Below are 13,079 nucleotides of genomic sequence, written 5' to 3'. Positions count from 1 at the left end.
GCATCAGTTAAACCATCATACATTTTAGTACCTAGTATTTGTTGTATGTCTATTTGCTGCGCTATCTTTATGAACTGTATAAACTTGTCGGTATCAACATTTCCATCGATAATCGAGTTTCTAACTAAATCGGTTCTATTTATAAATAATACTGTTGCCATATATTTTTTTTAATACGCCCCTTGTTTTGGCATGTTTACTGGTGCAATTTCTGATTGCTTTGTCCCCCTTGGTTTTTTGTTATAACTCTCAGGAATGGTTCTTGTTTTTTTATAGTCGTTTAAATACTCACTGGGCTTAGTATTGCTTTTAAGGCGATATAACACCTTTTTCCATTTATGTCGACAATATACTCCACCTTTGAATTTAAACAAATCGTAGGGCTTGCCATTGTGTCCTAGGCTGCTATTTACACCAGCCTTTGAAGCTGCATCGATACCCTCTAATCTATAAACAACACCAGCTTTTGATAAACTCATCATGCTTTTGCAAAATGGCCTGGATTCATTATTACCTTTCATTTGCTTAGTTGAGCCAACTGCATACTTGTATCTTATTTTATAATTTTTGCTATCTAAATAACTAAAACCATTAGGCTTTGCGGTTATCTCATCTGCAAATTTTCTAAATAAAGATTTTTTTTCTTTTATACATAACGTGGCCCATTCCTCATCGGTTATATTATTATCTGTATCTAACTCATCAACCAATTCCCATTCGCTTGACAATGTTTCGCCTTTAAGGTTTTCTAATATAGCAGCGCCCATCTCATCAGACAAAAACTCCTTTTCAAGTGGCACACAATTTGGCACCTCTTTCCCATCTTTCATTTTTGTACCTATTTGCTCATAACCATCCCAGCATGGGGCTTTTAATTCCTCGTGAGATACACAAGGCATGTAATATGTAACACCCTCTATTTCGTGTTCGTGGTAACCACCACAACCAATTTCCTCAGCAACCCTTTCAGCTTCTTCTTTTGTTTTGTATGCCGTTTTACCACCTATTTTTTTAAGGTTAAACTTTTGCATCTCAACACCAGTTTCTTCCTCAATTGTTTCCTTGTCTTGTAATGCTTGGTCTACTTCTGTAAACTCAAGCGGTTGTAAGGTTGTAAAATATAGGTTTAAGCTAATTTCGTTGTAAGCTAGTATATTATCAAAACAATCAATTAAAAGCTCTTGAAATGGTCTTATAACAGTGTTATCCATTAAAAGACTAGCAGTTTTTATTTCTTCTGCATTATTACCTAATCCGCTTCCATCTTTTATACCTAATAACATAGGGCTGACTATCCGATGGGCAACCATTATTTTTTGTGTGCTTTCCTCGCTGAGAAATTGATACTGGTTATGCGCATCACTTAATTGCACTGGTGTTATTTCTGCCTGGCTTTCCTTGTTATCATTAAAGGCTAAAATGAACTTGCCAGCATTGCTAGTGCCTGAGAATTTTTGTGCTATTTTAGTTTCAATTAGTTGGCGCTCTTGTTGGTTTGGAGTTCCGTTGTTGAAATTGATGAGCATGCTAGGGGCCAGGCCATTCAGGATGTTGTTGAGGTGGTAATTAGATACTTCCTCTTCCAACTCAGCATATTGTAAACCACCTTGATAGTCAACTGGCGAGTAATAGTAAAACCCACTTTTATATGGTTTAATGTAGTATATTTCTATGTTTTCATTTGACATGCCAAAAGCTGGTATTCTTAATGGCTCATCTGTTTTTTTTATGTTTGGCCAATCGTTATAATAGTAATAAGCTGGCACGTTACCATCCTCATCACATTTTTCGGCTCTTAAAGTCTCAATAGGCATGTGTTCTAATTGCGCAATCTTGCTTCTATCCTTTGAGTAAATAACCTGGATAGCGCATTGGCCCATTAATTTTAAATCATAGCACAATCTTCTTACAACATCTTTTCTAAACAAAGAAACCATTTGCGCATACTCGTTTGGCTTTTTACTGCTATCAGTAGCATTTAACCCTTTTCCATAAATTGCCTGGCTTATTCCGTTTATAGCAGCATTGTTTGTAGGCGAGCCATTGTAACGGTCTATCAGGTATTGGAAATAATCGTTGTCAGCCCCATACTCAATCCAATCAGCACCATTAACCTCTTTAACCTCAGGGCTGGTATATGTACTTAAATTAACAAACCCAAATTCAGACACCTTGCTTTTTACAAATTGTCCTTTTTCGTTTCTTTTTCTCATATTACTATGTAATCGTTATCATTGCCATTGTACGTTGTGTACTGGTCTTTATTTATTTTGTAGAAATCATCATCAATTAAATCCTTTTGCGCAGTACAAAATGCTTTATCTCTATATATAACATCTTCTAAATTATCATCTGCATACAAAGTTAAATCATAAAAATGCCCCTCAACTAAATTCTCATATTCTGTTCCATATATAAGGTAAGTATCGTTTATAATAACAATATTACCTACACCATCAACTCTAGGTACTAATGTATATTCATTAACAACATTTGTGCTATCATCTCTTAAAGTCATATATGCACTTGTTACATATTCTCTTGGTATAATTCCAAATCTATTGGTAGCTTGTGGTTTTAAAAGTATCATCAATTATATAACGTATAAAAATAACTAATTTGTAAAAACAAAAAAAAAGCACCCTAAAAAGGATGCTCTTAATTTTAATAAAATAAATATTAATTTGGCGTAATTACCTCAGCTGATACGCTAGGCGCAGCATTTAAAAATAATGGTGCCGTTTCTTCCATACCCTCTAGAACAAGCGTAAATCCTGAAAGGTCTCCAGCCGCTGCTCCAGTAACTACTGTTCCCCCAGTTACTTCCATTCCATTTTCTATTCCACAACCAAAGAAATTACCATAGTAATCTTCAACAATAACATTAGGTCTAGACACTGCAATTTGTTGTAGTTGTTGTTGCGTTAATGCATCTAAATATGTTAGTGTTAAATTTAAAGTTTGTGTGTAAAATGTTGTTCCATTTTCTCTAGAAGACGTCACTGTTGTTTCAAGGCTTGAATTACCTTTTACTTCGTATTTAAAATAATCAGAAGAACCCCCAGCAAGATAAGTAATAGTTGATACACCAGTTGCATCATCTAGCGTTACTGTGTCTATATTCCCAAAGTCTAAGAAATATACATTCTTGATTCCACCAAAGGCAGACTTACAAGGAAGGCTTCTCCCTTTTGTTATTGTACATGGCATAATTTTATGTTTTAAAAAAAAAGGGCGAGCAGACTAACTACCCACCCCTTTATTGATTATTAATTAATTTTAAGCGTACTCAACTAAATCTGAAGCGATTCCAAATTGTACACCTGAGGTAAATCTCATTACCATTCTTACGTTGTTTGATGCGTCAAGGTCTCCCATGTCTAGCACACGTACTTCCTGAGTTGAATTAAGAAGTCCAGTTCCGAAATACAAGTTAGAACGTTCCGCAGCATACATTTTGTTAGCACTCATTCCTGGGCAAACAAATATTTTTACGCCGTTGATTGTAAGGCTTCCATTATTCCACCACTGAGTTCCCATATTTGCAACACCATTAGCACCCAATCCATTTGCTCCGAAACCTCCAAGGGCTTGAACATATAATTTTGCTGCTTCTTGGCCAATGTATACAAATAAATCTTCCTTACCATAAAGTGCTGCTGGAATTGCATCAACTACCTTAGATAATTCATCAATAATGTTTGCTGATGTTAAACCACCCGCAACCGCTGCAACTTGTTGTCCCGCTGGAATATCTCCCGCAGTTGCTGCTGCTGCAATTAGTTTTTCAAACCCATCAAATGAGTTGTTAGTTCCCGCTGCGGTATCGCCTTGCCAAATACAAAATTCCGTATTCTGAGCGACTTTCGAAGCAACGTGTGCAATTAAGAAATCAGAAAACTTTGGTGGCAATGTTTGTCCTAGGCCGTAACCCATTGATGACGCTTCCCAGTCGTTAACAAAATCATATTTGCAAAGTTGTAGATTCACTTGTAACTCTCGGGGTTCTAAAATGCGCTCAGTTAGTGTGATAGTTGAAGTTGGGTCAAAATCACATGTTGCAGTTTTTACAAGTGCATCAGTAGCTAATTTTTTGATAACTTCTTTAAAAGCGATGTTCGCCTTTACTGTGACACCACCATCATCAATTGTACTTGCTGAAAGTAAAGCCGCTGCGATGTATTCGCCAGCGAATTCTCCCGCATAAGTCGTAGTGATATCAGTAGTTGTTGCTAAATTTACGTTTCTTTTTTTCATCTTATTTATTTAATTTGTTTAATACTCTATCAAGTGTTGTGTTAAATTGTCCTTTTGCAAATTGCACTTGTTTTTTTTGTGGTGTTTTTGCCTCAGGGTTGTGTTTAATTGGTTTTCTAGCAGCGGATAAATTTTCTTTATCTTCTTTGTAGTTTTTCATTTCTGAGAATTGCTTTTTTAATTCAGCAACTTCTTCTTTTACCTCCTCAATAACTGGTGCAATTACCTCAACAACCGCCTCAACTATTGCTTCAACTTCTTGCACTACTTCCTCAGGTACATCGGTTTCAATAGTTTCATCAGCTAAATCCTCAGTTGTTTCTTCTTCTGCGGGTGCTTCTTCTGATGTTCGTATCTCAAAAATAATACCCTCTTCCTCAACAACTACCAAGCGGCCATCCTCAAGGATATATTCTCCTACTGGCATTGCCACCTTTTCATCATCAGTTACGATAAATATTTCACTTCCTTTTTCAAAACTTTCCGCCGTTACCAACGTTCCGTTTTCTAGCTTTTGTTCTTCGAGTTTTACCTCAATATTTAAAAGCGTTCTAATCTGATTTAACATTTTTGTTTTTTCCATACTAATTATATAACGTTTATTAATTTATATTTTGCGTTTTCAATCTGTTCTTGTTATTACACCTATGCCCTGGGCTTGCATAGAACCATCGCAACACTCACTTGAGTATGTATTCCTATCCCAACATAAACAACCTCTAGAACTACCAGTAGGCGATGTTCTGCTAGGTATAAATATTTTATTTTTCTTGTTGTTTCTTTGCATTAATAATTTCTAAATTGTCTTACTGACATTTCAAATTCTTCTGATAAATTTCTTAGCCTAGCTAATTCTTCTGAGTAATTATCAATATTTGGAAATATTTCGTTTGCATCAATTCCTAGTTCATCAGCTTTTTCTCTTATGCTTTGTATTGTTTCCTCATCTTGTGCTACATCATCGTAATAAATAACGTTTTCGCTATTATCAATCAATACTTCTTTTAATAAAGCATAAGCTTCATCAAGCCTATCAAATTCTTGTGGTAAAAATTCATCAAGCAAATATTCCAGTCTGCTTACTTCTTCTTCTAGGTTACTATAATCGTAACTAATATCATCAACTAAACCTAGGGCCACCTTTTGTGCTTTTAAGTTTACTTTTTTGTTTGGTAGTTTGCTATAAACTTTTTTTAAATTTGTTTTCATGTTTATTGTGTTATAATTGTTTTTATTTGGTTTAATAATTGTTCTGCCATTTGTTCCTCTATTGCCTCTTTTGGTGCCTCCATTTTGTCAGCAAAATAACCCTCAATAGAAAATCCTTTTACTTTTTTGGTTTTTACAAATTCATTCCACACTTTGTCGTTATTAACTTTAACACTTCCCATCCAGGTTCCAACTGGAACATCCAAACCATAAACCGCACTTTTATCTTTTGCCTTATCTTCTACCAACCAGCTTTCAACTAGGGTTAAACCATTAAGTGCTTTTGCATGCTCTAAGGTTGAATTGCTTTGGTTACCATTTTGTAAAAACATTTGTGATGCCTTTTCTATGGTTTCTTTTGAAAAATATATGTAATAATCGCCCTCACTACCATTTCTATAAATAGGCTTGTTAGGTATTAACAAAGGCCCCATAAGTATTTTCTTTTCCTTATCTACTTCTGCTAATTTTATCTCTTGGTTTTTTAAAGCTACAAAGTCGCTCTCAATGGCTGGGCTTTCGACTATTGAGATAGCTTCTACTCCAGTATCCATTTCTTCCTCATCTAAAATAAGTTCTATTATCTTCATAAATATATAACGTTTTTACTTTTTAATTTTGCATTTAGCCAATGCTCGCACCCTCAATAATATTTCTATCCATTTCCTGGGCCGTTGTAACATCACTGCTCACGACGTATGCGCGACTTGGTTGTTGTGTTTGGCTGCCTATTGCATCCGCTAATTGTGTTGCACCACTTTGACCCACAACATTAAACGCTGGGGCTTGTGGCCCAGTTGCTCCAGCCGCTGGGTTGCTTCCCCCTGATGCATTGCTAGGTGTTGTTGCTAAAATATCTTTTACAGATTTAAAACCAATTGCAGCCACTGTTGCAATGTTTGCTATTTTTAAGCCAATTTCAAAAGGTGTAACGGTCTTTGTCGCTAATTCGGCAGTGATACCCTGGTAGGTGTTAATTAATGCAGAGGCCGCCGCCGCAGCCTTACTGGCAGCACTTTGTTCATCAAACTTTCGAGTAACATCCCCCAATGTTTGGTCAACCATATTAAGCCTAGCATCGTTTTTTAATTTATCATTTTTTAATTCCTCATCATTATTCTCTTTTACAACCGCATTTATTTTGCTTTGGTAATATGCTGCAACTCTAAGTTTTTCCATCCAGGTTGCTTCCAATAATTCTAATTCTCCAAGGGCCGCTTGTTTTTCCTTTTCAAGTTTTTCTATTTCTGTTTGCTCGGTTGCATCATTAACTATGTCTTGTATTTTTTCAAGGGCCTCCTTTCGTTTATCTTCTTCTTCTTTTGCATACTTATCTCTTATATCTTGCAGCTCCTTTTGCCTAGCTTCTTCTAAAACAGTTGTATCTATTTTAAGTTCTTCAGCGGCTTGTATTTGAGCAAAATATTTATCCCTTACTGCGTTTTCTTCCTGGGTTTGTTTATCTAATTGCGATTGTAAAAAATCATCCTCTAACTTAGTTATTTCTTCTATGCTTGTTGCCTTGTCATCTATTGCTTTTAACCTTTGTTTTTCAGCAAGTATCTCTTCTTCTGTTGGCCCAGTTTCAACAACCTTTTTTGCTGGCTCTTTTAAACTAAGTTCAAATTTGTTGTATGCGTTTACTAAATCTAAATATATTTTTTCTTGTTTTCTTAATTCCTCAGTTTCTTCTTCATCTAATTTGCCTTGTTTTTGCTTGGCTCTTAAATTATCCCTAAGAATACGCTGGGCCTTTAACGATGTATAAAATGCATCTCTCTTTTCTTGTGTTAACTCTTTTTCTTTTTTTAATAAATCATCAACGTTTTTGCCCTCAGCCTTTTGTAGCTCAATATATGTTTGAACATTTCTTAGCTTCCTATCTACCAAGTCAAGGTTTTCGCTATTAAGCGAGATTTGTTTTTCAAGTTCTTTGTTAGAACCCATTATAAAGTCAGTAATATCTTCCCAATACTCAACTAACAATCCAACTAATATAACAACCGCACCAATACCACTAGATAGAAGTGCAACCCGCATGGCCTTACCACTTAGTTTTGCAGCTTTTGCAACTTTTACCAATGCAGAGGCCAAACCGCTAGTTACCTTATCAAGTTGTTTTACCGCAGCATTACCAACAACCATTCCCTCAGTAAGGTCTTCGCCAGCTTTTTTAGCGTTCTTACTTACTTTTTTTACTTCCTCATTTACTTTTTTTACCTCCCTTACCGCGTTTTTTGTGTCCGCTTTAAGTTCCGCCCCTACAATTATTGACATTTTATCTTCTTTTTAATTTGCTTAAAACCCTCTTTTATTGTTTCAGGCAACTTATGTTTGCCTTGTGCTATTCTTATATTTTCAGTTTCCCCCTCAACAAACTGCAATAATTCAATTATATCTTTTATCATGATATTGTATTTAAAAGTTCAAACTCGGTTTTGCCAGTTGTTAAATTGGTTTTCATTGAGTTTATTTTATAGGTTTTTTGCCGCATTTCTATTTTATCATTTAGCTTTAAATTGTAAAAAACTTTCATAGGTAAAATGGCCGTTACCTTAGTTAATCTGTTACTAGGGTTAAAAACCTCTTGTATATATGTTTTGTATTCTGTTTCAAATAAAGTATCTGTAAATTCGGCAGATGCTGGCGGTGTTGTTAATGATGGTTCATTTGCTAAATACTCATTTAATTCAGCTTGAAAATGTATATTAACTTTACTTACTGTTGGGTCAATATCAAGGCTATTGCTAGGTATAAAATAACTTTCTATATCATCTATTGAGCCATCAAAAGGGTTTCTTATTCTTATAGAAGTATTTGATGCATCGTAATAAATTGGATGGGCATAAAATAATAATGGTTCGCCCTTGTATGCTTGTTGGTTTTCGTTAACTGAATATCCCCATTGTACATCTGTTGCCGCTGGCGGTGTTGTACCCGCATCATATAATCTTTCAAACTGCATGTGTTCAAAAGGTATTTCTATTTCGTATGGCTCACTTGGTGCATCGTATATATTACCATTTAGTGTATATGTTAAACCACCCCATTTTGTATTAAACAACTGGTTAAATTGTTGTGCCAAAAATGTTTTTAAACCTTTGTATGTAAACCTAACTTTATTAAATGGCAATGCTACATCAGTTGTTGATTTTGTGGTATCTAAATACTTGTCTATGTTATATACATTTGTACTTGCTGCATAGTAACTATCCAAAGTTCTTACCACTATTGTTCCAACATTATCCACATAGGCCGTAAGGTTAAACATTTTAAAAATACCAGTTAGAAAATCTATTATTTTCATCTCAGGTAATTGTTGGTTTATGTTAAATTGTGGAACTTGGTTTGTGCTAAATGTAGCGGCATTTTTGTACTCATCAAAACCAAAAGTTGGGGTGCCAAATGGTTCAAGCCAATTAACTCTTCCTATTATATTATTTGCATTTACAACTATATTTTGCCCAGCAATTTGTAATTGGTATGCAGCATTATTTATATTACCAAATGCCCCAGCATTTAAAGTAAGGGTTTGAAAACCAGTAACGTTTATTTTTTCTAGTACAACCGCACCATTTCTTAGCATTTGCATATTGTATGGCAAAGTACTTGTTGGCGATACAGAAAATACTATTGATGATGGTGTTACTCCTACTGGCGCCGCAATAGTTATTACTCCATCCAGTTCAGATGTTACATAGGCTGGTGGTGTCGAAGTAAGTGTAAAGTCTTCGTTTATTTCGTAAATAGCTGGCACTTCTCCAGGTACCTCAACATCGCCGCTCTTTCGGTGTAACCACATATACAAGTTCCAAAATTTTTCATTTGTATTATCATTAAAAAAATCATCAGAAAATTGTATGTTATATCTATCTTGTATTCCATTAATTAAACTAGGTACCTTTACTGCATATTTAAACTGGGTATATGATACACCATTTTGTTGTTGTGTTCCTGTTCCGTGATGACTTATGTTGTTTGTTGTTGCTTCTGGGTCGTATGTTGTGTGAGTAGAACTATCATAAATTAACCTATTGGTATGCGTAATTAATGGTACAATAATATTATCTCCACCTCCAATTGGTGGCTGCATGTGAAGTTTTACATCGTCAAAACTATATTCTTTATTGAAAAAAGAACTAAAACTAAGGCTGCTTAATTGGTCATCAGATAGTATGTCTTTTAAATCAACTGTATTACCATAAAAGGTTATTTTGTATGTATGGGCTAAATTGTTTTTTAACTCAACACCCTGCAATGCTATTTTCCCCTCTTTAAAAGGTAAATCATTTATTTCTATTGTTGCATCTTGTTTTATCCTTGCATCAAAACCATCTACAATATCTGAGTTATAATAGTGTTTAAATATTTTATTGTTAACCCTTGATGCTGGCACCGCAAAAGTTTGTGTAAACTCAGTAAATATTTTTGATATGTCTTTTACGTTTTTTATAGTTTGCGTTAATTCGACACTTTCATCTTTAAATAAGTCAACCCTTTGGCCCTTTATATATAATTGTAGTTTACGCATTATCTAATATTGTTTATATAATCGTATGCTTCTTCAAACACCATAGTATATTCTATTAATTTGTCGTTTAAGGTGGTTTTAAAGCTGATTGCTGCATCTTTTACTTTTACTGGTATGACAATGCCACTACCTTTTTTAACAGTAGACAACCAAACGTATTCGCTTAATAATAGTTCCTCAAATTGTTGGTTTAAAAACTCAGGATAATAACCACTGCTCAAAGTGTGTGTTTGCTTTGCTTGTGTATTAAATACTTTGTTTGGTGCGTTTTGTATATTATATGTTGCACCACCACTAGGATATGTTATTGTGTTTGATTTATAACCCTCATTTGTTCTAGCCAGGTTTCTAGTTTCTTTTAAAAAGAACCATAAATCTTGCTGCGCCCCATATTTGTTTATGTAAATAATTCTTTTTCCATCGCCATATTTTGTGCAATCTATTCTTTTTATGGTACAATCTACACCTTGTATTGTTACGCTTGTATCTGTTCCAGTATATGCATCAGCACCCCTAAAACTACTTGTAAGGTATGGTATTTTACCAGTTCTATTATTTGGCGCCAATATTGTAAACTCATCAGTATCTTCATTTATTGGTATCAGTAAAGTTGGTAATGTTCTACCAAAAGGCACCTCAGGGTTTACACCCTCTTCAAATGTTCCATACGCCTCAAAACCTACATCATCATAAGTTACTGTCAATAACGGCAATGCATTACCAGTACCATTTAAACCATCGTAGGGTGTTATTACAGTTTTAATTGCAACTGTTTGAGGTATATAATCTGTTTGGTATTCTATCTCAATATAATCTCTTGCAAGTTCAGCTACATCAAAATTTACAGTTGTACTAGGTTCTACATTCTTAATCAAAGTGTAACGTAAAACAGTATCTATTGACACCTCACACACAACAGATAATGTTCCTGATGCTTGTATTGTTATGCTTTTAAATTGTGGGTTTCTTAATGCTATATCTGCCATCTTAAAAATCTAGTGTAAGTGTAGCTATAAATAAATATAACCTTATTGTTTTGTAATTATATGTTTCATTTTCTGCCATATATTCCCAGCCAAGTAAAAACCTATTGTGGGGAAAATGGAATGCTATTTCTAGTGTCCAATTCATGTTCTTTTTATTGTTAATTTTATATCTCCTTCGGTAACTCCATTTTCTATATCAAGGCTAAATGCATCTTTTAACATTAATGGTAATTCACGCAAGCCAAGTTCAAAAGGTTGTGTAAAAAATAAATTAGCCTTTAAACCTTTATTGTAAATACTCCTAGCAATAATGTATGCAGTACTTTCATAACTTAAAAACTTTCCTTTTTTATCCCTAAATTGGAAACGTTTTTCTGCAACCCATTTTTTTATCCCATCCCTTAAACCATTTTTTGGCCCAGTGCCACTACCATATTGAAATTTACTTAATGCCGATGCCGTTTCGGGATAGGTAGAAGTTAAACCCTTTACACCCTTATCCACATAAGGCCCATAATCTTCCATTAAAAATTCATATAAAAATATGTCCTGGCTTTTTTGCTCAGTGTATTTTATTGAGTTGTATAAATTGCCACCACCCTTATTATCAACAATTAAATTGTTTTTAGAACTATCAACGACATATTGTGCAAACCCATTTAAAACATCATTTACATTTTTAAAATCCATTTAGCAAATATTTATATCGTTGTATATAAGTATTTCTATTGTAGCACTCCAACCAGCAAGTTGGTTTTCAAACCTATCATGAAAAGGTGTTAGTGTAGGGTTGCCACTTAATTGATACATGTCTTGGTGTAACTCGCCCTTTCTTAAACGTTGTATTAATGTATTTAAAACTGCTAGTTGTGTATTTAAAATATCTTGTTCGTTATCGTTGCCAGTAAATCTATTAATTGTTTCATCTTTTGATTGGTCAACAATATCACATGCTAATATGCTTAAGTTAAACCTTAATACATTTTCCTCAGCAATTACACTATTTACAATCATGTGGGCCAAAGGAAATATATCTTGCTTGTTTAAATTAACCTGGCTTATATCCCCAATAGAAATAGTATTGGTATGCAGGCTTAAATTTAATTGTTCCCTTATTTTTTCAGTTAATTGATAGTAACCTCTTATTCCTTGTTGGCTCATTTAAAATTGCTTTTTATTCTACTTTGTTCCACCTCAGCTTTTTCGCTTAAAAAACACAAATGGTTTAAACTGGTGTGTATATTTAATTTAATGATATCTTCATATCTTGTAATGTCTCCACAAGAGAGGCTAAAAATTGAGTTGTACCATCCCCATTTAGAAGTGAATTGTGATGTTTTGTCAAGGTTTGGCCCTCCGCTTTTTCCAAATATTTCATCATAGCTTCCGACAAGTCTAGACCTAAATTCCACAAAAAAAAAATTGATGACAAAACTGCCTCCATAGGCATGTCTAATAATAAATCATCTTTGCCTAATTTATATTCCTCAATTATATATTTATCTTTTAACCTATTTACTACTGGCCTATATAAAACCGCCATAGCCTTTTCTATATTTTCCCAATCGCCAATAAACGTATCTAAGTCAATATATTCCCCCAGGGTTAAATCATCTAGTTGTGGATGAAAACCATAGCTTACACCATTTAATTTAAAGTGTTTTAAAAGCCTGGGTTTTTGTTCAAACATTTCTGTAAGGGTTTTTACTATCAGTTCCGTATCGGTAACTTTTAAGCGCATTACATGCGGTAATTTAACCCCACAAAATATTTCTATTATCTTGGCATTTAGAAACTTCTCATCATCTACATTCTTTTGTATTTTAAGAAAATGCTTGTATTGCCTTAATGTTATTTCGTTTAAATTATTTGGAACAGTAATATCAATTTTCATACTTATATAACGTTTTTAAAATGGTTTTTTATACTAGAATAAATATAATAAAAAAAGGTAAGCATTTCTGCCTACCTAATTTCAACTTTAATCTAACTAACTAAATCATACTGGCCTCGTGGCAAGTGCCACTACACACACCAGGTTTTCTCATTGGTTCGCCACACTCTGAGCATTCATACTCAGGTTCGTTTGCTGGGTT

Annotated in this window: 16 protein-coding genes; 1 reads left to right on the top strand and 15 read right to left on the bottom strand. The window is 34.2% G+C overall.

The window, feature by feature from the left end:
• Nucleotides 1-170: 170 nt before the first annotated feature.
• From AADI82_RS09315 to AADI82_RS09300, 4 genes are all read right to left on the bottom strand, one after another.
• Complete coding sequence (locus tag AADI82_RS09315) at nucleotides 171-2,213, bottom strand: hypothetical protein (protein ID WP_341216174.1); 2,043 nt, start codon at nucleotides 2,211-2,213, stop codon at nucleotides 171-173.
• On the bottom strand, nucleotides 2,210-2,590 hold the full coding sequence (locus AADI82_RS09310) for a hypothetical protein (protein ID WP_341216173.1): 381 nt from the start codon (nucleotides 2,588-2,590) through the stop codon (nucleotides 2,210-2,212). The genes AADI82_RS09315 and AADI82_RS09310 overlap by 4 nt, the downstream gene beginning before the upstream one ends.
• A gap of 89 nt (nucleotides 2,591-2,679) precedes the next feature.
• Nucleotides 2,680-3,210, bottom strand: a complete 531-nt coding sequence (locus AADI82_RS09305; protein WP_341216172.1) for a hypothetical protein — start codon at nucleotides 3,208-3,210, stop codon at nucleotides 2,680-2,682.
• A gap of 69 nt (nucleotides 3,211-3,279) precedes the next feature.
• The gene (locus AADI82_RS09300; protein WP_341216171.1) at nucleotides 3,280-3,936 is read right to left on the bottom strand and encodes a hypothetical protein; all 657 of its coding nucleotides are present in this window, start codon (nucleotides 3,934-3,936) and stop codon (nucleotides 3,280-3,282) included.
• Between the two features lie 76 nt (nucleotides 3,937-4,012).
• Here AADI82_RS09300 and AADI82_RS09295 point away from each other — a divergent pair, with 76 nt between their 5' ends.
• The gene (locus AADI82_RS09295; protein ID WP_341216170.1) at nucleotides 4,013-4,207 is read left to right on the top strand and encodes a hypothetical protein; all 195 of its coding nucleotides are present in this window, start codon (nucleotides 4,013-4,015) and stop codon (nucleotides 4,205-4,207) included.
• Between the two features lie 51 nt (nucleotides 4,208-4,258).
• On the opposite strand, the gene AADI82_RS09290 is transcribed toward AADI82_RS09295, so the two are convergent.
• The 11 genes from AADI82_RS09290 to AADI82_RS09240 form a co-directional block, all read right to left on the bottom strand.
• Nucleotides 4,259-4,840 carry a hypothetical protein gene (locus AADI82_RS09290; RefSeq protein ID WP_341216169.1) on the bottom strand — a complete coding sequence of 194 codons (582 nt, stop codon included), beginning with the start codon at nucleotides 4,838-4,840 and terminating at the stop codon, nucleotides 4,259-4,261.
• A 39-nt stretch (nucleotides 4,841-4,879) separates the two neighbouring features.
• Nucleotides 4,880-5,044: a hypothetical protein gene (locus AADI82_RS09285; RefSeq protein ID WP_341216168.1), complete on the bottom strand. Its 165-nt coding sequence runs from the start codon at nucleotides 5,042-5,044 to the stop codon at nucleotides 4,880-4,882.
• Nucleotides 5,044-5,466: a hypothetical protein gene (locus tag AADI82_RS09280; protein ID WP_341216167.1), complete on the bottom strand. Its 423-nt coding sequence runs from the start codon at nucleotides 5,464-5,466 to the stop codon at nucleotides 5,044-5,046. Before AADI82_RS09280 ends, AADI82_RS09285 begins: the two co-directional genes overlap by 1 nt.
• A gap of 2 nt (nucleotides 5,467-5,468) precedes the next feature.
• Nucleotides 5,469-6,056: an XkdF-like putative serine protease domain-containing protein gene (locus tag AADI82_RS09275; protein ID WP_341216166.1), complete on the bottom strand. Its 588-nt coding sequence runs from the start codon at nucleotides 6,054-6,056 to the stop codon at nucleotides 5,469-5,471.
• A gap of 34 nt (nucleotides 6,057-6,090) precedes the next feature.
• Nucleotides 6,091-7,743 carry a hypothetical protein gene (locus tag AADI82_RS09270; RefSeq protein WP_341216165.1) on the bottom strand — a complete coding sequence of 551 codons (1,653 nt, stop codon included), beginning with the start codon at nucleotides 7,741-7,743 and terminating at the stop codon, nucleotides 6,091-6,093.
• A complete protein-coding gene (locus tag AADI82_RS09265) occupies nucleotides 7,734-7,874 on the bottom strand; it encodes a hypothetical protein (protein ID WP_341216164.1) in 141 nt (46 codons plus the stop codon). Before AADI82_RS09265 ends, AADI82_RS09270 begins: the two co-directional genes overlap by 10 nt.
• Entirely contained in the window at nucleotides 7,871-9,997 is a 2,127-nt protein-coding gene (locus AADI82_RS09260) for a hypothetical protein (protein WP_341216163.1), read from the bottom strand. Before AADI82_RS09260 ends, AADI82_RS09265 begins: the two co-directional genes overlap by 4 nt.
• Nucleotides 9,997-10,983, bottom strand: a complete 987-nt coding sequence (locus tag AADI82_RS09255) for a hypothetical protein (protein ID WP_341216162.1) — start codon at nucleotides 10,981-10,983, stop codon at nucleotides 9,997-9,999. Before AADI82_RS09255 ends, AADI82_RS09260 begins: the two co-directional genes overlap by 1 nt.
• Before the next feature lie 141 nt (nucleotides 10,984-11,124).
• Entirely contained in the window at nucleotides 11,125-11,673 is a 549-nt protein-coding gene (locus tag AADI82_RS09250) for a hypothetical protein (RefSeq protein WP_341216161.1), read from the bottom strand.
• Entirely contained in the window at nucleotides 11,674-12,144 is a 471-nt protein-coding gene (locus AADI82_RS09245) for a hypothetical protein (protein WP_341216160.1), read from the bottom strand. It lies immediately after the preceding gene.
• A gap of 82 nt (nucleotides 12,145-12,226) precedes the next feature.
• The gene (locus tag AADI82_RS09240) at nucleotides 12,227-12,877 is read right to left on the bottom strand and encodes a hypothetical protein (RefSeq protein WP_341216159.1); all 651 of its coding nucleotides are present in this window, start codon (nucleotides 12,875-12,877) and stop codon (nucleotides 12,227-12,229) included.
• Between the last annotated feature and the right edge of the window lie 202 nt (nucleotides 12,878-13,079).

It is taken from the genome of uncultured Wocania sp., from assembly GCF_964021735.1.
In the GTDB taxonomy this organism is placed as follows: Bacteria; Bacteroidota; Bacteroidia; order Flavobacteriales; family Flavobacteriaceae; genus Wocania_A.
Note: the sequence above shows the minus strand (reverse complement) of the source record. Positions and strands in the feature narration are given on the sequence as shown.

Bases quoted from the DNA above. Each gene is read 5' to 3' on its own strand.
- AADI82_RS09295 (WP_341216170.1), top strand. From the start codon at position 4,013: ATGCGCTCAGTTAGTGTGATAGTTGAAGTTGGGTCAAAATCACATGTT.
- AADI82_RS09265 (WP_341216164.1), bottom strand. From the start codon at position 7,874: ATGATAAAAGATATAATTGAATTATTGCAGTTTGTTGAGGGGGAAACT.
- AADI82_RS09240 (WP_341216159.1), bottom strand. From the start codon at position 12,877: ATGAAAATTGATATTACTGTTCCAAATAATTTAAACGAAATAACATTA.
- AADI82_RS09275 (WP_341216166.1), bottom strand. From the start codon at position 6,056: ATGAAGATAATAGAACTTATTTTAGATGAGGAAGAAATGGATACTGGA.
- AADI82_RS09245 (WP_341216160.1), bottom strand. From the start codon at position 12,144: ATGAGCCAACAAGGAATAAGAGGTTACTATCAATTAACTGAAAAAATA.
- AADI82_RS09290 (WP_341216169.1), bottom strand. From the start codon at position 4,840: ATGGAAAAAACAAAAATGTTAAATCAGATTAGAACGCTTTTAAATATT.
- AADI82_RS09310 (WP_341216173.1), bottom strand. From the start codon at position 2,590: ATGATACTTTTAAAACCACAAGCTACCAATAGATTTGGAATTATACCA.
- AADI82_RS09305 (WP_341216172.1), bottom strand. From the start codon at position 3,210: ATGCCATGTACAATAACAAAAGGGAGAAGCCTTCCTTGTAAGTCTGCC.
- AADI82_RS09255 (WP_341216162.1), bottom strand. From the start codon at position 10,983: ATGGCAGATATAGCATTAAGAAACCCACAATTTAAAAGCATAACAATA.
- AADI82_RS09300 (WP_341216171.1), bottom strand. From the start codon at position 3,936: ATGGGTTACGGCCTAGGACAAACATTGCCACCAAAGTTTTCTGATTTC.
- AADI82_RS09315 (WP_341216174.1), bottom strand. From the start codon at position 2,213: ATGAGAAAAAGAAACGAAAAAGGACAATTTGTAAAAAGCAAGGTGTCT.
- AADI82_RS09285 (WP_341216168.1), bottom strand. From the start codon at position 5,044: ATGCAAAGAAACAACAAGAAAAATAAAATATTTATACCTAGCAGAACA.
- AADI82_RS09250 (WP_341216161.1), bottom strand. From the start codon at position 11,673: ATGGATTTTAAAAATGTAAATGATGTTTTAAATGGGTTTGCACAATAT.
- AADI82_RS09260 (WP_341216163.1), bottom strand. From the start codon at position 9,997: ATGCGTAAACTACAATTATATATAAAGGGCCAAAGGGTTGACTTATTT.
- AADI82_RS09280 (WP_341216167.1), bottom strand. From the start codon at position 5,466: ATGAAAACAAATTTAAAAAAAGTTTATAGCAAACTACCAAACAAAAAA.
- AADI82_RS09270 (WP_341216165.1), bottom strand. From the start codon at position 7,743: ATGTCAATAATTGTAGGGGCGGAACTTAAAGCGGACACAAAAAACGCG.